Origin of the sequence: Myxococcus llanfairpwllgwyngyllgogerychwyrndrobwllllantysiliogogogochensis (assembly GCF_006636215.1) — a bacterium.
Taxonomy (GTDB): Bacteria; Myxococcota; Myxococcia; order Myxococcales; family Myxococcaceae; genus Myxococcus; species Myxococcus llanfairpwllgwyngyllgogerychwyrndrobwllllantysiliogogogochensis.
Map to the genome: position 1 here is coordinate 1 of NZ_VIFM01000077.1, position 17909 is coordinate 17909.

A 17909-nucleotide genomic window follows, 5' to 3' on the forward strand; every position below is an offset into this window, starting at 1 on the left:
CTACCTGGGGCAGCTCGGGGCGGCGGGCCGGCCGGGCCGTGCGACGCCCGGACAGGTGCCAGGACTGTCGGAGGTGCTGGCGGTGGCGTCTGGCCGGGACCACACGGTGGCGCTCACGCTGGAGGGTTCGGTGTGGACGTGGGGAGGAACCTTCGAGGGCCCCGGTGGGCCGGCGGCTCGCGACGGCCTGCGGACGCCCACGCGCATCACCAGCCTCTCCAACGTGGTGATGGTGGGGGCGGGGATGCACCACTCCGTGGCGCTGAAGGACGACGGCACGGTGTGGGCGTGGTCCATCAATCCCCTGTGGTTCCCGGGTGCGCCCCCGTCGAGCTTCGTGCTGGCTCCGACGCAAGTCTCGGGCCTCACGGGAGTCATCGCGGTGTCGGGGGGCGGCTACAACTTCTTCGCATTGAAGGCGGACGGCACGCTGTGGGCGTGGGGCACCAATCCGCACGGCAACATCGGCGACGGGACGCTGGATGATGCCCCGCTCCCGGTGCGGGTGCTGGGACTGACGGAGGTGATGGATTTCTCCTCGGGGCTGACTCATTCCGCGGCGCTGAAGGCGGACGGCACGATGTGGACCTGGGGTGAGAACTCCGACGGCCAGCTCGGAGACGGCACCCAGGTCAACCGGCTCTCGCCCATCCAGGTCCAGGGGCTCACGGAAGGGATACGCCTCTCAGCCGGCTTCGCGGACTCCTTCGTGCTGAAGTCGAACGGGACGGTGGAGTCCTGGGGCTTCAATGGCTCCGGGCAACTGGGGGACGGCACGTTCGTCACGCGTTCGGTGCCCGCTCCGCTGACGGGCTTCACGGGGACGGTGTCCCTGTCGGCCGGGCTGCATCACGTGGCGGCGGTGAAGGGGGATGGCTCGGTGTGGACCTGGGGTCTCAACCAGAGCGGGCAGTTGGGCACGGGGACCTTCGTCGACAGCGCCTCGCCCGTGCGCGTGTGGTGATTCGCCGCGGGAGTCGGACTCCGGCGGCGCGCCGGGGCTCGTGACAGGGATTGCAAGACTCGTTGTGGGGAGCAGGGGGACTCATGCAATGCGGTGGGAGACGTGTGTCTGGCATCCTGGCGTGGGGCGGGTTGCTGTGCGCGGTGGTGCTGGTGGGCTGCACCGAGCGCGGTGCCGGTGACAAGGCGGCGGAGTTCGCGTCCGCGCGCGCGGCGGAAGGTGTCGCGCGTCAGGGCACGGTGCTGGCGGGGCGCAATCACACGCTGGCGTTGCGCTCGGACGGGACGGTGTGGGCGTGGGGGCCCAATCACCTGGGGCAGCTGGGGGATGGGAGCACCGTCACGCATCGGCTGGTGCCCGTGAATGTTCCCGGCCTCTCGGCGCTGTCCGTCGCCGCGGGCGCCGCTCATGCGCATGCGATTCGAAGAGACCGGGGCGTGTGGTCCTGGGGTGACAGCACTTCGGGGCAGCTTGGCACGGGCCTGTCTCCTGTTCGAGTGTCACCCGTGAGGGTCTGGTAGCGCGGCAAAGGCAGCACGAAGTCCGGGAGGGCCTCGTGCTGCTGCGAGCACCCTCCCGACCGCGCCCCTGCTTCGCGCGGGTCCTGTTTGGAAGTTCTCGTCGTCGGGCTGTCTGAAAAGGGGTGTCCCATGGAGCGTGTCGCGAGACGTGTGTCTGGAATCCCGGTGTGCTGGCTGTTGTGCGTGATGTGGCTGGCGAGTTGTGGTGAACCGGGTGCATTCGAAAATTCCGAACTCGGCACCATCCGTGCCGCCGAGGGTGCCTCGCGCCAGGGCACGGTGATGGCGGGGCGGCACCACACGTTGGCGCTGCGCTCGGATGGGACGGTGTGGTCCTGGGGCGGAAATGCCTTTGGACAGTTGGGCAATGGCACCACCCGCCCTCGTCCTGCGCCCACGCGCGTGTGGCGTCTGTTCAGCATCAGGGCCATTGGCGCCGGGGAGCTGCATTCGCTGGCGTTGAAGTCGGACGGGACGGTGTGGTCCTGGGGCTACAACAGCAGCGGCCAGCTCGGGGATGGCAGCCTCGTCTCTCGCTCGGTGCCCGCGGCCCTGCCGAACCTGACGAACGTGGTGGGCATCGCCGCCGGCTTCTCCCACTCCGTGGTCCTGAAGGCGGACGGGACGGTGTGGGCCTGGGGCAACAACGCGACGGGGCAGTTGGGAGATGGGACGACGGTGCGAAAGACCTCACCTGTGCAGGTGCAGGGCCTGACGGGCGTGGTGTCCATCGCGGCGGGCAATGCTCATTCAATGGCGCTGACGGCGGACGGCCGGGTGTGGACGTGGGGCGGAAACGCGGATGGTCAGCTTGGCACGGGAACCCTGACAGGCCGCTTGCTGCCCGCCGTCCTTCCAGGGATGACGGGCGTGACGGCGGTGACCGGCGGTGGCTCTCACTCGGTGCTGTTGAAGACGGATGGCACGGTGTGGAGCTGGGGGAGGAATGACGAGGGGCAGCTGGGGCTGGGCACCTCGGCGGCGAGCCTGGTCCCCACGCAGGTGCCAGGGCTGACGGGCGTCGCCGCGGTGGTGGGTGGAGGCCAGCACACGGTGGCGCTGAAGGGGGATGGAACGGTGTGGGCGTGGGGCAGCAACCTGAGAGCGCAGCTGGGAGACGGAACGCAGACGCAAAGACTGTCACCGTTCCAGGTGCCCGGGCTCACGCAGGTCAAGGGCGTGTCGGCGGGAGGTGGGCAGCACTCGGTGGCGGTGGTGGCCACGGGCGAGGTATGGGCCTGGGGCTCCAACTCCGACGGACAGGTGGGGGATGGGACCTATCTGATGAAGCTGGCGCCCGCGCTGACGCGGGGGTTGCTGGAGCGCGTGGAGGCCTCCTCGGGAGGGCGCCATTCCCTGGCGCTCAAGGCGGATGGCACCGCGTGGGCCTGGGGCTCGAATGACCAGTCCCAGCTCGGGGATGGCACGACGCAGACTCGCTGGCTGCCAGTCCAGGTCCCCACGCTGACGCTGATGGCGGCCGTGGCCGCGGGGGCCTACCACTCGGTGGCGCTCAAGGAGAACGGCTCGGTGTGGAGCTGGGGCTCGAACAGTTGGGGCGCGCTGGGGGATGGGACGAACGTCAACCGGGCCCTGCCCGTGAAGGTGGGCACCACGCTCACCGCGTCGGCCGTGGCGGTGGGGGCCTATCATTCGCTGGCCTTGAGTGTGGACGGCTCCGTCTGGGCGTGGGGAGACAATGAGATGGGGCAGCTCGGGGACGGCAATCCCCGGTTCCTGTCCCGGACGGCGCCCGTCAAGGCGCTGGGCCTGGAAGGCGTCGTGGCGCTCTCGGCGGGCGTCGAGCACTCGCTGGCGTTGAAGGCGGATGGAACGGTCTGGACCTGGGGCCGCCAGGACACGTGCGAGGACGTCGAGGACCTGGGGCGGCTGGTCTTCGCGCCCGAGCAGGTGCTGGGGCTGACGGACGTGGTTTCGCTGGGGGCGGGTGTCTGTCATTCGCTGGCGTTGAAGGCGGATGGCACGGTGTGGGCCTGGGGAAGCAACGCGAAGGGTCAGCTGGGGGATGGGAGCTTCACGGCGCGGCTCGCTCCGGCGCGGGTGCCAGGGCTCACGGGGGTGGTGGCGCTGTCGGTGGGAGCCGAGAGTGTCCTGGCCTTGAAGGCGGATGGCACCGTGTGGGGCTGGGGTGCCAACGTCCAGGGGCAGTTGGGAGGGGGCGCCTCGGCGGCGCGTACGAGTCCGGTGCAGGTGCCCGCGCTCACGGGGGTCAGGACGGTCTCCGTGGGGGAGCAGCACTCCCTGGCGGTGAAGGAGGATGGGACGGTCTGGGCGTGGGGTGGGAATGCCGACGGGCAGATTGGCGATGGGGTCGTGGATTGGCAGTTGCTGCCGGTGCGCTCGCAGCTCGTGGCTTCACGCGGGCTGTCCACGGCGTATCAGTTCTCGCTGGGCGTCGCGCTGGACGGGAGCGTCCAGGGCACGGGGGCGAATCTGTCGGGGCAGTTGGGGGATGGGAGCGTCCTGAACCGCGCGCTGCCGGTGGCGGCGCTGGGGCTCACGGAGTGTCGAGCGATTGCCGGCGGTCAAGGGCATACCCTGGCCTTGAAGTCAGATGGGCGGCTGCTCTCCTGGGGGGAGAATCAGGAGGGTGAGCTGGGAGATGGGACGGGGGTGTCCCGGGCGCTGCCCACGTTGATTCCCTCGCCGACGGGAGTGTTGTCCATCGCGGTGGGCAGCCGGCACTCGCTGGCCTTGCTGGGAGATGGCACCGTCCAGTCCTGGGGTTCCAATGTCCAGGGGCAACTGGGTGACGGGACGACCGTGTCCCGAATCCTGCCGGTCCGCGTCCAGGGCTTGACGGGAGTGGCTGCGATTGCGGCGGGCGAGGGCTTCTCCCTGGCGCTCAAGCACGACGGCACGGTGTGGAGCTGGGGGTACAACTCGCTGGGACAGTTGGGCGATAACTCCACGGCCCGGCGGCTGTCGCCGGTGCAGACGCAAGGGCTCACGGGCGTGACGGCTGTCTCGGCTGGACGCACGCATGCGCTGGCCTTGAAGGGGGATGGGACCATCTGGGGCTGGGGGTCCAATACCTATGGCGAGCTGGGGGATGGCACACAGGTGCGCAAGCTGTTGCCCGTGCAGGTGAGCGGGGTGGCGGGGGCTGTCACCCTGGACGCGGGCGAGCACCACAGCCTCGCGGTGACGACGGGTGGCAAGGTCTGGTCCTGGGGGCGCAACCAGCAGGGCCAGCTGGGCAGCGGGGTGAAGTCCAACTGGCGGCTGTTGCCGGCACAGGTGGCGGGGCTGACGGGCGCCGTGTCCGTGGGGGCGGGAGGTGAGCACTCGCTCGCCGTGCTCGCGGACCGGAGTGTCTGGGCTTGGGGCAGCAGCAGCCATGGGCAGCTGGGCACGGGGCTCTCCAGCTTCCGTGCCGCGCCCGTGCTGGTCTGGTAGCGCGAGGATTCAACCCCACCCGTGACGACGGCGGCCTCGATGCCAGCGTCGTAACGGGTGGGGGTTCCCTCGGCGTATACGACTTCACCCTGGAGTCGGTGACTCCCGACGCCGACGGTTCAACACGAGCAGCAGCAGCGTCAGCAGGACTCCGCCCGGCGCTCCGGACTGTCGACAGCCGCATCCGCTGTCACCCTCCTCGACGGGCGCCTTGGCGGGCAGGACCTCCAACGTCAGGGGCGCCGCGTCGACTCCACCGAAGCGGGTGTCTCCGCTGTACGCCGCGCTCAAGGTGTACTGACCCGGAGCAAGCGGCGCGAGCGTGTGTTTCGCCTCGCGGGAAGTCACGGTGACGACCTCCAGCACCTCCGTGCCCCGGAAGAACGTCACCGTCCCCGAGGGCTCTCCCTGTCCGCCCACGATGCTCGCGGTGACGGACACCGCCTCTCCCGCATACGCCGGGTTGGCCGAGGCCTGGAGCTGAACCGTGGCCTCCTGGAAGTCGGCGGAGCGAGCGACGGCCAAGGTGTAGCTCTGGCTCGACGAGCAGCGCCCGCCATCCGTCGCGGTCAGGGTGATGGGGAAGGTGCCGGGCTGCGTGGGCATTCCCGTGAGGACGCCGTCACGGAGCTGTAGTCCACGGGGCAGCGCCCCATCGAGCACGAACGTCGTCGTGCCCTCGCCACCCTCATGCACGAAGGGTGTCTGCGCATAGACCTGTCCCGTGGTCCCCGCGGCCAACACGGTGGGGCCCAGCGTCATGGGCGGACAGGCCACCGCGAGCGTGAAGTCGCGTGATGCCGTGCACCCATTCCCATCCGTCGCCGTCACCGTGAAGGGATGGTCGCCGCCCTCCTCGGGAGTGCCCGAGAAGACGCCGCCCTCCAACCGGAAGCCCCGAGGCAGGGCCCCCGACACCGTCGAGGTGACGCTCCCCATGGCCCCCAGCACGGCGAGCTCCACCGGAGCGAAGACCCCACCCCGGGCAATCCCTGGCAGTGCCGCGTCCTCCAGCAAGACGGCTCCCGTGGGACACGTCGACGCGGAGCCTCCCGCCATCCGGTTGTTGCCGAAGGACAGGATGGTGCCCGTGCCGATGAGCCGCGTGGTGGCCAGCACATTGGCGTCCACGGCGGCGCGGGACAGCCTTAGCAGCGTCTGACTCCCACTCCCCACCGAGGCGGCATGCAGGCCCACGCCATTGTGCGTGAGCCGGGCCCGCTCCACGTTGAGCTGGACCTTGCCGCCATCGTCCGTCCGGGCCCAGATGCCGGCCTCGGCATTGTCGGACGCCGTCAGCTCATTCACCGTCGCCACACTGCCCGCGCCGAGCCAGAGCCCCTGGCGATTCCCCGAAAGGTTGCCGCGCGAGATGACGGCAGAGGCCACCCCGGACGGCGAACTCACCCGGACGCCAGCGCCCCCATTTCCCGAAACCACGACATCGGCGAGGACCAACTGGCCACCCGCCTCGGGCGAGAAGCGGATGCCGTCCTGCTGGAAGCCATGAATCTGTACGCGCTCGACATGCAGCGCCCGCCCGCTGTTGAACGCGATACCCGTCGTTCCGCGCGTGCCCGCGCTCCCGGTCAGGGAGAGCCGACGCAGCACCACCACGTCCTGAGGGCCGGCGTTGATCGTGATTCCCGGGATGCCGGACGCGCTCACCTTGCCGGCCGGCCCGCCATCAATCGTGATGGCCTTGGTGATGACCAACGTGCCGAAGCTGCCGGCGTCCAGCACATCGATTTCCCCACCCGCGGCCGTCTTGCTGATGGCCCCCGCGAACGTCTTGCACGGCGCGGTGCGGGAACACGGATTCGCGTCGTCGCCCACGGCCGACACCCAGGTGCGCGTTGCCTGGGCCAGCGCGGGAGTGGACGCGCAGAGCGCGACCACGAGGATGCAGCGCAAGTGGACCCCCATCGCGCGGCTCAATTCTGAGGCAGCGTGGTGGAGGGGGAACCATCCGTGCCGTTGCCCGCGGCGACGCGATTGTTCCCGAACGAGACGACCGGGCCGTCCAGCCCCAGGCCCGTGTTGTGGCCTACCATCGTGTCGGAGATGCGCACCTGCGCCGGGGCCTCCGCCTTGATTCCGACGCCGTTCTGCGCCACCACGGCCCGCTCCAGCGTCACCTGCGCACCGCCCACCGCCAGGACGCCCTGGCCGGAGTGCCCCACCACCGTCGTGTCATTCACGGTGACGCGCGCGCCGTTCAGCACGTGGAGCCCGATGAGGCCGGACGCAATCTGGCTGTTGCCAATCACGGCCCCGCCGCTCGCCACCTGGATGCCGCCCGAGGTTTCGTCGGCGGTCGTCGGCGCCCTGGCGACCGCACCGTTGACCGTCGTGTTGCGCACGACGAGCTGCACGGCGCCCGCGCCAGGCAGGACGTTGATGCCCGAGCCGGTGAACCCCTGAATCGTGCAGTTCTCCACCAGCACCTTGTCCGCCGCGAGGATGCGGATGGCGTCCAGTCCCGTGGTGCCGCCATTGATGGCGACATTTCTCAGGATGACGGTGGCGCCGGCCGCGTTCACGACCACGCCATGCGTCCCTGAATAGAGGATGCCTCCGGCGCTGGGCCCGCCGTCAATCGTGATGGACTTGGTGATGGTCAGCGTGCCGTAGCCACCCGGGTCCATGGCATCGACCTCTCCACCCGTGGCCGTCTTGCTGAGCGCCCCCATGAACGTCTTGCACGGCGCGGTGCGAGAGCAGGGGTTCACATCATCCCCCACACCCGAGACCCACGTGCGGGTCGCCTGGGCCGAGGCGGAGGACCCCACGAGCAGGCACAGCAGGGCGGGAAGCGCGAACAGACCCCTCGCGCGGGAAAGAGCAGAGCCAGGATTGGACATGGTGAGACAGGCTACCCCGCTCGTGCTCACTCCACGAACGACGCCCGCGCGTGACTCATCCCAGGACAGCCCGAGTCCATCGGCACTCAGATTCTTCAAGGTGTTTCAGCCTTTCCCATGAAAGCTGAACGCACCCAGGAAGGGGTGTTTCAGCCTTTCGCATGAAGGCTGAACGCACCTTGTCGAATTCCTTCGCGCGGGACGCTCGCCAGGCCGAGCGCGGCAAGCGTCCCCGTGTGGCTCCAGCCGGGATTACTTCGTCTTGTTGTACTCGCGGCTGGCGATGACACCCTGCACTTCGGCCAGGGCGCGGGCGCCGGAGGCGGACTCGAGCGCCTTCTCGGCGATGGTCTGCACCTGGCGCTTGGCGTCCGCCAGCTCCGCCTGGAGCGACTGGATGGCCTGCGCCTGCTTGGTGTTCGTGTCCTTGAGCGACGCAATCTCCATGCTGGCCACGCGCTGGGACGTCTCCGCGTCCTTCGTGGCGAGCGTGAGCTTCAGGTCCCACTCCGACTTCACGCGGTTGCCGACGATGGCCGCCGCCGTGTCCGCTTCCTTCTTCAGCACCGCCGGGAACTCGGACACCTGCTTGCGCAGGTCCTCCAGCTCCTTCTCGCGCAGCTTCAGCGCGTCCTCGCGCGTGGCCCAGTCCTTCTCCAGCTTCTCCTTGCGGTCCCGCTCCGCCGCGGACTGCACGCGCAGTCCTTCCGCGAACGCGTCCTGCTCCTTCTTGCGCAGGTTCTGGACGTCATACGCGTACTGCTCCTCCGCCCGCTGGCGCGCCATCTGCGCCGCCTCACGCTCGGTGGCCAGGTCCGTGGCCGCCTTGGCGCGCGTGTCCTCGATGTCCTTGTTCAGCCGCTCCATCTCCTCCTGCAGCTCCGCCTTGCGCTTGTCGTACTCCGCCACGAGCACGTCCACGGCGCTGGCCGCCACGTCCTTGCCGTGCAGCTCCGACAGCTCGTCCGTCTTGAGCTGGATGGCCTCATCCAACTGCTTCATCTCCTCCACCAGCGCGATGACCTGCTCGTTGATGCCCGAAAGCGTCTTGTTGATGGTGAGCCCCGCCTCGGTGACTTTCTTCACCGCGGACTCGGCCGACAGGGTGGAGACGTCCGCCAGCACGTTCTTGGCGTGGGTGTCCCGGGCCTCCTGCTCCTTGGCGGGGACGACGGGCTTGCTGCGCGCCTTGCGAGCCAGGTCCTCGAAGGCGGCCTTGGTGGACTCCGAGGAGCGGTTGCGGGCGGCGGACTTGCGGGAAGCGGACTTGCGCGTAGCCATGTGACTCTCCAGGTAGGGCACGGCCAGGCGGGCCAGGGCGGCTCGCGAATGACGTGCGGGTTTCGTGGGATTCGTGGTCCCCTTTTCGGGCGACCATGGGAGAAGAGTACCTGTGGGGTCTGACATGGTTGGCCGGGTTCCAGGCATCCGTCCGGGGCCCGGAAACAGGCGTTTGGGGCCCCGGAAAGCCACACCGGGCTTGTCCTTCGGGCCGGCGCGCGGCTAACTCGCCCCCCGAATCCGCTCAAGGGAGAGCGTCAATGCAGGTCGTCAGTGTGAAGCAGGTCCTCGCCGGCGCGGTGGAGGCAGGGACGAAGGTGGAGGTCCGTGGCTGGGTTCGCACCCGGCGCGACTCGAAGGCGGGCATCAGCTTCGTCAATGTCAGCGATGGCTCGGTGTTCGACCCCCTCCAGGTGGTCGCCCCCAATTCGCTGCCCAACTACGAGAAGGAGATCCTCCACCTCACCGCGGGCTGCTCCGTCGTGTGCCGCGGCACGCTGGTGAAGTCCCAGGGCAAGGGCCAGGCCTTCGAGGTCCAGGCCGACGAGGTCCAGGTGCTGGGCTTCGTGGACGACCCGGACACGTACCCCATTCAGCCCAAGCAGCACACGCTGGAGTTCCTGCGCGACGTGGCCCACCTGCGCGTGCGCACCAACACGTTCAGCGCCATTACCCGCGTGCGTCACCGCGCGGCCCAGGCCGTCCACCGCTTCTTCGACCAGGAGGGGTTCTTCTGGGTCAACACGCCCATCATCACCGCGAGCGACGCGGAGGGCGCCGGGCAGATGTTCCGCGTGTCCACGCTGGACACCGTCAATCCGCCCCGCACGCCGGAAGGCAAGATTGACTGGCACAAGGACTTCTTCGGCAAGGAGGCGTACCTCACCGTCTCCGGCCAGCTCAACGTGGAGGCCTACGCCATGGCCATGTCGAAGGTGTACACCTTCGGCCCCACGTTCCGCGCGGAGAACTCCAACACCACGCGCCACCTGGCCGAGTTCTGGATGATCGAACCGGAGATCGCCTTCGCGGACCTGAACGCGGACGCGGACCTGGCCGAGCGCTTCCTCAAGTTCGTCTTCAAGGCGGTGCTGGAGGACTGTGGCCCCGACTTCAAGTTCTTCGAGGAGCGCGTGCAGAAGGGCGTCACGGAGCGCCTGGAGAAGTTCATCCACTCCAGCTTCGAGCGCCTGACCTACACGGAGGCGATTGAAATCCTCAAGAAGGCGAAGAAGAAGTTCGAGTACTCGCCGGAGTGGGGCAAGGACCTCCAGACGGAGCACGAGCGCTACCTGTCCGAGGAGCACGTGGGGAGGCCCGTGGTGGTGATGAACTACCCGGAGGAGATCAAGGCCTTCTACATGCGCATCAACGAGGACGGGAAGACGGTGGCGGCCATGGACGTGCTGGCCCCGGGCATCGGCGAAATCATCGGCGGCAGCCAGCGCGAGGAGCGCCTGGACGTGCTGGACGCGCGCATGAAGCGCTTCGGCTTGGACCCGGCCCACTACCAGTGGTACCGGGATTTGCGCCGCTACGGCACGGTGCCGCATGCGGGCTTCGGCTTGGGCTTCGAGCGGCTCATCGTCTACATGTGCGGCCTGCAGAACATCCGCGACGCCATTCCCTACCCGCGCGTTCCGGGCTGGGCGCAGTTCTAGTCGGGGCGGTCCACCGGCGGGGAGGACGTCAGGGCAGTTGGGACTGGAGCGCGGGCCAGCGGGTGCGAACCCACTGGCGCACGTACTCCAGCTCCTCCTCGTAGGTGAGGAAGTCCGTGCGCTGGTACCAGGCGGGGAAGTTGCCCTCGCCCACGGTGCCGGGCGCGCCCAGGGCGCGGTACTCCAACTGCCACCGCGCCCAGTCTCGCCTCGCGACGGCGGACGTCTCCTTCTCGTAGCCGTCGATGAGCGCGAGCACGTTCTCCAGCTTCAGCTCGTTGCGCAGCAGCGTCCGGTAGCGCTCGCGCATGGGCCCCGCGAAGGTGGGGTCCGCGAGCAGCCGCGCGAAGATGCGGTTGTTCCCGGTGAAGGTGTTGCGCGTCGTCGGCGAGGTGCGCGTGGTGTCGAAGTTCTGGCCGAAGCTCGCATCGAGGTCCCAGGGGATGAAGCGCCAGGGGCCCTGCGTCTTCGGGTCATACGCGTGATAGGCGTTCTTCGAGTGGGAGTCCGTCCCGAGGATGAGGGAGTTGAAGATCCACCAGTCCTCGTAGTCCTTCAGGCGGGTGCGCTGCGGGAAGCTTGCGCGGAACGTGGCGTCGTCGGAGTCCGCCACGAAGGTGATGAAGGCCTCCAGGGTGTCCCAGGCGTGGGGCTGGCCCATCTCCGGCTCGCCGACCTTCTTCTCGAAGCCCTCGCGCAGTGACGCCTTGGGCTCGCCGTTCTTGCGGATGCGGGAGAAGTTGGCGTCGTTCTCCACGGCCTTGAACAGGTCCGAGTCCTTGTCCATGCCGTGCTCCGCCATCAGCCGCTTGTGGGGCAGGTCCGCCGCCGTATAGAGGCCGAGGAAGCGGTTGTTGGCATAGAGCACCGCGCTGAAGGTGCGCACGCGGATGTGCTCGGGTGACATGCGGCTCCACAGGTCGAACGCGAGCCGCGTGCGCACGTAGGAGTTGTCATTGAACGTGGTGACGAGCGCCACGCGCTTCTTCTTGAGGAAGCCGTCGCCGTGGACGGGCTCGTTGAAGAGGTCCTCGTCCGGGAACTCCAGCGTGAAGCTGCGCTTGGGGAAGGCCCCGGACGTGGCGCCCCGGTACTTGGCTTCGATGTTGTAGGTGCGGCCCCGGTAGATGAGCTGCGCGGGCTTGTCGCTGCCGGAGGTGAGGGGCGGCGTGTAGATGAGGTGGAAGACGGGCAGCCCGTACTCTTCCGTGTACTTCGTCGGGTCGACGATTTTGATGTTGCCGGGGCCTCCGTCGTTCTCCGCCACGCCGACCTTGAGGGTGCCCGTTTCATTGCTCGTGTGCTCGCGCAGGACGAGGTTCCACACGGCGGCCTGGTCCCTGCCGGGCGTCCAGCGCAGGGTGGCGGTGGCCTCGTCGAAGGTGGCGCCGGGCGGGAGGTTGTCCACGCCGAAGCGCAGCCCCGTCGTGGTGCTCCCGGTGGCGCACGTCACGGTGGCCGTGACGAGCTGCCCTTCCGTCAGCCAGCGCGTCTCGCCAGCGGTGGGGGCGCAGACAATGGGCGCGGGGCCCGCATCGGGAGGACCCGCGTCCGGAAGGGGGCTCCCCGCATCGGGCACGCCCGCGTCCGGAAGCTCCTGGGGATTCGTGGGGGGCGGGTCGGGGATGGTCCCCGAAGGTCCCGTCGGCTCGTCCGGAGGTTCACCTCCAGGGCCGGCGGAGGTGCCACCCCCACAGGCCACCGTCAGACAAACGACACACGCCAGCACGCCTCGCGACAAGCTTCTTCCGGCCACTGTGTAGCTCCCCCGTGTCCACCCACCCATGTCGGAGCGGAAGAGATAGGCATCCGGAGAAGCGCTGACAGGCCCCCGCCCCCGCACCGGTGTTGGCTCATGGACGCAAGGGGTGACTACCCTGCCCGGAGGCGCACGGAGTCCTCCGCGTGTTTTTCCAGCGCCGCGGCAATCTGGGGCGCCGTCCACAGCGGATCCAGACAGGGGCAGAAGTAGCCAGGGCCCGCCTTCTCACGCACGGCCCACTCGAAGAAGCCGCGAGCCGTCGGGTGCAGCTCTTCCGGAAGGAAGAGCGCCGCCACGTCGTACTCGGTGAAGCGCAAGAGGCCCGGTACGCGCCACTCCCGCTCCCAGTCGAAGCGGTAGTTGTAGGGCGCGTTGTGCTTGTCGCCCTGGATGTCCACGAAGGGCGTCATGGCCCAGAGCGGGTGTGCTCGTGAGTCCGTCGCCGCCAGCGCCTGGTCCACCTGGTGCTTCAGGGAGAGGTGCGCGGGCGAGGCGTACTGGACGTACCAGACGGGGCCGCCGCCCTGGGAGAGGATGAAGCTCTTGCTGAAGCCGATGCCATACAGGCTGCGGCGCTGGACGAGCCTGCCGAGTTGGTCGAGCGGAATCTCGCTGAAGCAGACGGCTCGGTGCCGGTCCGCGACCTGGGGTTCCTTGCGCGCCAGCCCGAAGCCCTGGGCGCCCGGGATGAGCGTCCGCGTGCCCAGGATGTTCATCATGTTCTGGTAGGCGTCATGGAATGGCGGTCCGGGCTTCGTGAAATGCACCACGAAGTCAGACATGTCGCGCCACTGTGAGTTCGCCTGATAGCCCAGCATCGTCCAATCCCCGGAGGCAATGTCCCGGAGCGAGGTGAGCGATGCAACCGGACTGCATTCGCGACCCCGCTGCCTGCCCGCCCTGCCGACGACGGGCCCGGTGCTCGGTGGGGTCAGGAGTCGACGCGAAGGGGCATCGCGAGCGCTGTCTCCGCTGGTCCGTCGGGGTGTTGGCCGGTGGGCGGCATCACAATCGTTGTCGAGCGGAGTGGGCCTTCCGCGCGGGGGGAGCGAGCGATGCGCCACGATGGACGATTGTCACCAGTCGAGCTGATGCGGCGTCTGACCCTGTCACTCGAGCGAATCGCCGCCCATGGGCTCACGAGCGGCGCCATCCAGGGGGCCTCGGAGGGACTCCAGGCGGAGCTGCCAGGGCTCGACGGACAGCTTCGTCAGCTCATCCAAGACGCCGTGGCCCTGCTTGCTCGTGAGGTCGAGGTCGCGGCCGAGCGTCCTCGCGGTTCATGGTCTCGCTCGCTCGCGGAGAGCGCAGTGCAGGGGGTGGTGGCGGAGCTGCGGCGGTCGATGCCCGGGGCGGATGCGTTGTCCCATGACCTCCTGGAGCGGGTGAATGGATGGTTGGACCACTCGGCCAGGGCGGCGGACCAGCGTCAGCGGGAGCTTCGCCAGCCCGGTGCGCGGGCCCGGACGCTGGCGACGGGCGCGGTGCGAGGCGCGGTGCTGGAGCTGGAGCACGAGATGCCCGTGCTGGCGCCCATCGCCTCGGAGGTGGCGTCCCAGGCGGGGCGCGGGCTCGTCGAGGGACTGAGCACGGCCCTGGATGCGCGGACCGAGCGGCTCGACGAGGTGCTGGAGCAGGTGGGGCGGCGGTTCATCCACGCCGTGGTGGGGCAGCTGGAGCTGGAGCTGAAAGAGCACCGCGAGCGCTCCGACGTAGATGTGGGCGTCGTCGTCGCGACGATGGCCGAGCGCACGGCGACCGCGACGGTGCGGGGCGCCTCCGAGGAGCTGCGACGCCAGCTCCGTACGACGCGAGACGAGCTGGGGAATCCTTCGCTGCGAAGCGCCAGCCGAGAGGTGACGCTGGGCGTGTTCTCCGCGTTGTCGGAGCGGCTGCGCATGCCCCTTGCCGTCGCGATGGGAGCGGGCGGCGCGCTCATGCTCACCGCGTTCACCCTCGCCAGGCGACGCTGAGCGGCGCGTGGCCCGGTGCTTCGACGGAAAAAGCCCGAGGCCGACGAACTGCAGCGCGAGGTGGGGGAATGCGGATAGGCTGACCGGACGACACGAGGTCCTCCGGGGTGGGCTCGCGCATGAGGCGATGGTTTGGAATCGGCGCGGGGCTGCTGCTCCTGACACTCTTCCTGGGGCGTCTGTTGCTTGGCGGGACGAGCGTGGATGGGCGCGACACCGGAAAGCCTTCCTCCTCTGGCCTCGGAACGGAGGGCCGGGGATTGTCATGGCGCGCGCTGCTCGCGGCGCCCGTCGAGGCGCCCCGAGGTGAGTTGAGGGTGCGTGGCGTCGTGCTCGGACCCGATGGGCCTGTCGAGGGCGCGGTCGTGGTGGCCACCGAAGCAAAGCCAGACATGCCGTTGCTCAAACAGCCTTGCGACTGTGGCGAGCCCTGTGAGCTGCTGTTGCTGAGCACCCTGTGCCGGACGGAGGGGCTGCTGGACTGGTTGGAATCCGGCGCGGGAGAGACGCCTCCCCTGGCGCGCACCACGACGGACGCGGAGGGGCACTTCACGCTCGCGGGCCTGGAAGCGGGACGGTACGCGGTGTGGGCCGAGGGGCCGCGAGGCGTGGGGTTGAGCGAGGACGTCGCCGCGGGCGGCGAGGAGGTCGAAGTGCGGTTGGGCGGCGAGCCTCCGCTGTCGGGCCAGGTGCGGGACGAGTTCGCGCAGCCGGTGGAGGGCGTCCGCGTCACCGCCATCCTCGTGGCACACAACCGTGCCTTCGAGGTGTCCACGACGTTGGATGGGCGCTTCCAGTTCGCGTCGTTGCCCTTCGGGGACTACAACGTCCTCTTCTCCAAGGAGGGGCTGCTCCCGCAGCGCGTGCAGCTCCGGGGAACCGGCATGCAGCGGCTGGACGTGATGATGCCCCGCGCACGTCGGCTCTCGGGGCGTGTCGTCATGGGAGACGTGCCCATCCCTGGCGCGCGTGTGAGGTGCGGGAACCCATACTGGACGCGCGACGTCGTCACCGACGACCAGGGGCGCTTCACCTTCGAGGCACTGCGGCCTGACCAATATTCGTTCTCCGCCACGCACGGCGAAGCGGTGGCCGAGGAGCGCGTCGGCCTGGCGCCTGGGGGCGACTATCCCGAGGTCGTGCTGGCGCTCGGCAATGCCCTGCTCCTTCCCGGCGAGGTGCGCGACTCCAGGGGCGCGCCCATCGTCGGGGCGAGCATCTCCGCCTGGTTGATGGGGACGCCCGCCGTTCCCCTGGAAAAGCGTGGGACCACGGACGCTCGCGGGGCCTTCACGTTGGGGCCGCTGCTACACGGCATCTACGCCGTCAATGTCGAGGCACCGGGCTTCCTCGACCATAACGGCGAGGTGCGGCTGGGAGCGGACACCGTGCCGTTCGCCATCGTGTTGCGCGACGCGGTCACGGTGGAGGGAACGGTGGTGGATGCCGAAGGCCATCCCCTGGCGGGAGCAAGCCTCGCCTTGAGGTCCGCGCGCGACCTGAGTGGCCCGTTCGATGCGTCGGTCATGGCGCGGGATGACCTCGAGTTGGAGAGCACCACGAAGACCGAGGAGGACGGCTCGTTCCTGCTCTCTTCCGCCGAGGCGGGGGAGCATGGACTGGTCGTCACCCATGACGCGCATCGGCCGACGTGGCTTCCGGTGACGTCACCTCGGAAGGGGCTCCGGGTGGTGCTCACGCCGGGCGCCACGGTGAGCGGCGAGGTGCTGAGCGAGACGGGCGCTCCGGTGCGCTCCGCCCAGGTGGACGTGGTGCCGGTGGTGTCGGAGGTGGCGGGCGCTCACGACAAGAGGGCGTTCACGGATGCGAGGGGCCGCTTCGCGCTCCAGGGCATCGAGGAGGGGCGGCACCACCTGGTGGTCACCCAGAAGGAGTCGGAGACGCTGCGCCAGTTGACCACGCCAATCGAGGTGCGGGGGCTTCAGCCCGTGAATGCGCGCCTCCAGTTCCTCGCGGGACTGTCCCTCTCGGGTGTCGTCGAGGACGGGGATGGCCGTCCCGTCGATGGAGCCCAGGTGCGTGCGCAGCCGGCGGGGAAGGCCGTGGTGGTGCGACCTCAAAGCGACGGCTCCAGCCGCATCCTGTCGCACCCGGGACCGTCGACGGGCAAGACCGACGAAGGAGGGCGCTTCACGCTGAGCCACCTCGTTCCGGGCGCGTACTCGCTCACGGTGCGAGGCAGTGGCTATTCACTGGATGCGACCCGGACGCAGGGGGCCTCGACGACCAGGGGCCAGACCTCCGTGCCCGTCGAGGCGGGCGACGCCGAGGTGCGCCTGGTGATGCGCCGGGACGTGGGCATCCGGGGGCGGTTGGTTCGTGAGGATGGCACTCCCGTCACCCGGTTCCAGTTGTGGGACGGCACCGTCACGAACGCTCGGGGCGAGTTCTTTCGGGGTCCCCTCACCGGGGGGAAGCTGACGCTCCACTTCTCCGCCCCCGGCTTCGCGAAGCTGTCGCTCACGGTGGAGGTCGTGGAGGGACAGTCCCTGGACCTGGGAGCGGTGGTCCTCCACCAGGGGCGGCCGCTGCGGGGGCGCGTGACAGACGCGGCGACGGGAAGGCCCGTGGCGGGAGCGCTGGTGGACGTGGGCGACGTCCCCGAGGATGCCGAGGGCTGGGAGCGCCAGGCTCGGCCCAACGAGGAGGCGGGGGCGGCGAGGACGCGGCAGGACGGCACCTTCACCTTGCCGCATGTCATGGAGCGACCGTATGCGCTCGTCGTGACGCACGCTTCGTATTCGCAGAAGCGACTGTTGCTCGGCGCGGGACAGGACGAAGTCGCCGTGGCGCTCGATGCGGGGGCCACGCTGCGCGGCACCGTGAGCGGCTTGAAGACAGGCGATGCCACGGTGGTCCTCTCGGGCGCGGCGAGTGGCTTCCGGAGGGAGGTGCGGGTCGTCGCCGGTCGCTTCGAGCAAGGAAGTGTCCCTCCCGGCACCTATCTCGTGGCTGTCCAGCCCCATGTCCACGAAGAGGAGGAGCCCGCGTCGCGCCCCGTGTTCATGGCGCGGCACGTCCAGGTCCCCGCTACCGGCACGGTGACGGTGGACTTCGAGGCGCGTCGGGACGGGGTGACGCTCCACCTGCGGGTCGAGGGGGCCTGCGAGGACTCCGTGGCCATCCTCGTGCCAGGGTCGGTGCCCGCTCCGAGCACTCCGGGGGAATTGGTGCTTCTTCAGTCCATGTACTCGCGGGAGCCGGCGAGGGAGGGCGGTGGCTGGACGTTCCGCTCGCAGCCGGAGGGGGCCTATACGGCCTTCGTCTTTCGAAAGGACGCGCAGCATCCCTTCAGTGTCGTGCGCGAGGAGTTGACGCTGCCGGGGACAGGAGAGGTGACGCTCGAATTGCCGCCCTCATGGACGCTGCTGCCGGAGAAGCTGCTGATGAAGATGGAGTGGAACTGACGGCGTGAGGCCCCTTCGCGGCGCGGTCCGTGGCG

Annotated in this window: 11 protein-coding genes; 6 read left to right on the plus strand and 5 right to left on the minus strand. The window is 69.1% G+C overall.

Going from position 1 to position 17909, the window contains the following annotated elements; all coding sequences use genetic code 11:
- The 3 genes from FJV41_RS20225 to FJV41_RS20235 form a co-directional block, all read left to right on the plus strand.
- Positions 1-964: RCC1 domain-containing protein (locus tag FJV41_RS20225; protein WP_368773771.1), on the plus strand; the 964-nt coding region annotated here is incomplete at its 5' end.
- A gap of 104 nt (positions 965-1068) precedes the next feature.
- Positions 1069-1485 (plus strand): RCC1 domain-containing protein, encoded by a 417-nt coding sequence (locus tag FJV41_RS20230; RefSeq protein ID WP_246137304.1) that lies wholly within the window; start codon positions 1069-1071, stop codon positions 1483-1485.
- Between the two features lie 129 nt (positions 1486-1614).
- Positions 1615-4905 carry an RCC1 domain-containing protein gene (locus tag FJV41_RS20235; RefSeq protein WP_141644154.1) on the plus strand — a complete coding sequence of 1097 codons (3291 nt, stop codon included), beginning with the start codon at positions 1615-1617 and terminating at the stop codon, positions 4903-4905.
- Between the two features lie 84 nt (positions 4906-4989).
- Here FJV41_RS20235 and FJV41_RS20240 read toward each other — a convergent pair whose 3' ends face one another.
- The 3 genes from FJV41_RS20240 to FJV41_RS20250 all read right to left on the minus strand — a co-directional run bounded on the left by FJV41_RS20240 (position 4990) and on the right by FJV41_RS20250 (position 9050).
- Positions 4990-6831, minus strand: coding sequence for a putative Ig domain-containing protein (locus tag FJV41_RS20240; RefSeq protein ID WP_141644155.1), 1842 nt, complete (start codon positions 6829-6831; stop codon positions 4990-4992).
- A gap of 8 nt (positions 6832-6839) precedes the next feature.
- Positions 6840-7637 carry a right-handed parallel beta-helix repeat-containing protein gene (locus FJV41_RS20245; RefSeq protein WP_181790796.1) on the minus strand — a complete coding sequence of 266 codons (798 nt, stop codon included), beginning with the start codon at positions 7635-7637 and terminating at the stop codon, positions 6840-6842.
- Positions 7638-8021: 384 nt separating this feature from the next.
- Positions 8022-9050: a coiled-coil domain-containing protein gene (locus tag FJV41_RS20250; RefSeq protein ID WP_141644157.1), complete on the minus strand. Its 1029-nt coding sequence runs from the start codon at positions 9048-9050 to the stop codon at positions 8022-8024.
- Positions 9051-9310: 260 nt separating this feature from the next.
- Between FJV41_RS20250 and asnS the strand changes: the two genes are divergently transcribed.
- The gene (gene asnS, locus FJV41_RS20255; RefSeq protein WP_141644158.1) at positions 9311-10711 is read left to right on the plus strand and encodes an asparagine--tRNA ligase; all 1401 of its coding nucleotides are present in this window, start codon (positions 9311-9313) and stop codon (positions 10709-10711) included.
- Between the two features lie 28 nt (positions 10712-10739).
- Here the strand turns inward: asnS and FJV41_RS20260 are convergent, their stop codons facing one another.
- Both FJV41_RS20260 and FJV41_RS20265 read right to left on the minus strand, forming a co-directional pair.
- Positions 10740-12497, minus strand: coding sequence for a CotH kinase family protein (locus FJV41_RS20260; RefSeq protein ID WP_141644177.1), 1758 nt, complete (start codon positions 12495-12497; stop codon positions 10740-10742).
- 86 nt (positions 12498-12583) lie between these two features.
- Positions 12584-13291: an abortive infection system antitoxin AbiGi family protein gene (locus FJV41_RS20265; RefSeq protein WP_141644159.1), complete on the minus strand. Its 708-nt coding sequence runs from the start codon at positions 13289-13291 to the stop codon at positions 12584-12586.
- A gap of 273 nt (positions 13292-13564) precedes the next feature.
- Between FJV41_RS20265 and FJV41_RS20270 the strand changes: the two genes are divergently transcribed.
- Together FJV41_RS20270 and FJV41_RS20275 are read left to right on the plus strand one after the other, a co-directional pair.
- On the plus strand, positions 13565-14446 hold the full coding sequence (locus tag FJV41_RS20270; protein ID WP_141644160.1) for a hypothetical protein: 882 nt from the start codon (positions 13565-13567) through the stop codon (positions 14444-14446).
- A 119-nt stretch (positions 14447-14565) separates the two neighbouring features.
- Positions 14566-17874: a carboxypeptidase regulatory-like domain-containing protein gene (locus tag FJV41_RS20275; RefSeq protein WP_141644161.1), complete on the plus strand. Its 3309-nt coding sequence runs from the start codon at positions 14566-14568 to the stop codon at positions 17872-17874.
- Positions 17875-17909 lie beyond the last annotated feature (35 nt).

Coding starts and splice junctions, on each gene's coding strand:
- FJV41_RS20235 (WP_141644154.1), top strand. CDS start 1,615: ATGGAGCGTGTCGCGAGACGTGTGTCTGGAATCCCGGTGTGCTGGCTG.
- FJV41_RS20240 (WP_141644155.1), bottom strand. CDS start 6,831: ATGGGGGTCCACTTGCGCTGCATCCTCGTGGTCGCGCTCTGCGCGTCC.
- FJV41_RS20250 (WP_141644157.1), bottom strand. CDS start 9,050: ATGGCTACGCGCAAGTCCGCTTCCCGCAAGTCCGCCGCCCGCAACCGC.
- asnS (WP_141644158.1), top strand. CDS start 9,311: ATGCAGGTCGTCAGTGTGAAGCAGGTCCTCGCCGGCGCGGTGGAGGCA.
- FJV41_RS20260 (WP_141644177.1), bottom strand. CDS start 12,497: ATGGGTGGGTGGACACGGGGGAGCTACACAGTGGCCGGAAGAAGCTTG.
- FJV41_RS20265 (WP_141644159.1), bottom strand. CDS start 13,291: ATGCTGGGCTATCAGGCGAACTCACAGTGGCGCGACATGTCTGACTTC.
- FJV41_RS20270 (WP_141644160.1), top strand. CDS start 13,565: ATGCGGCGTCTGACCCTGTCACTCGAGCGAATCGCCGCCCATGGGCTC.
- FJV41_RS20275 (WP_141644161.1), top strand. CDS start 14,566: ATGAGGCGATGGTTTGGAATCGGCGCGGGGCTGCTGCTCCTGACACTC.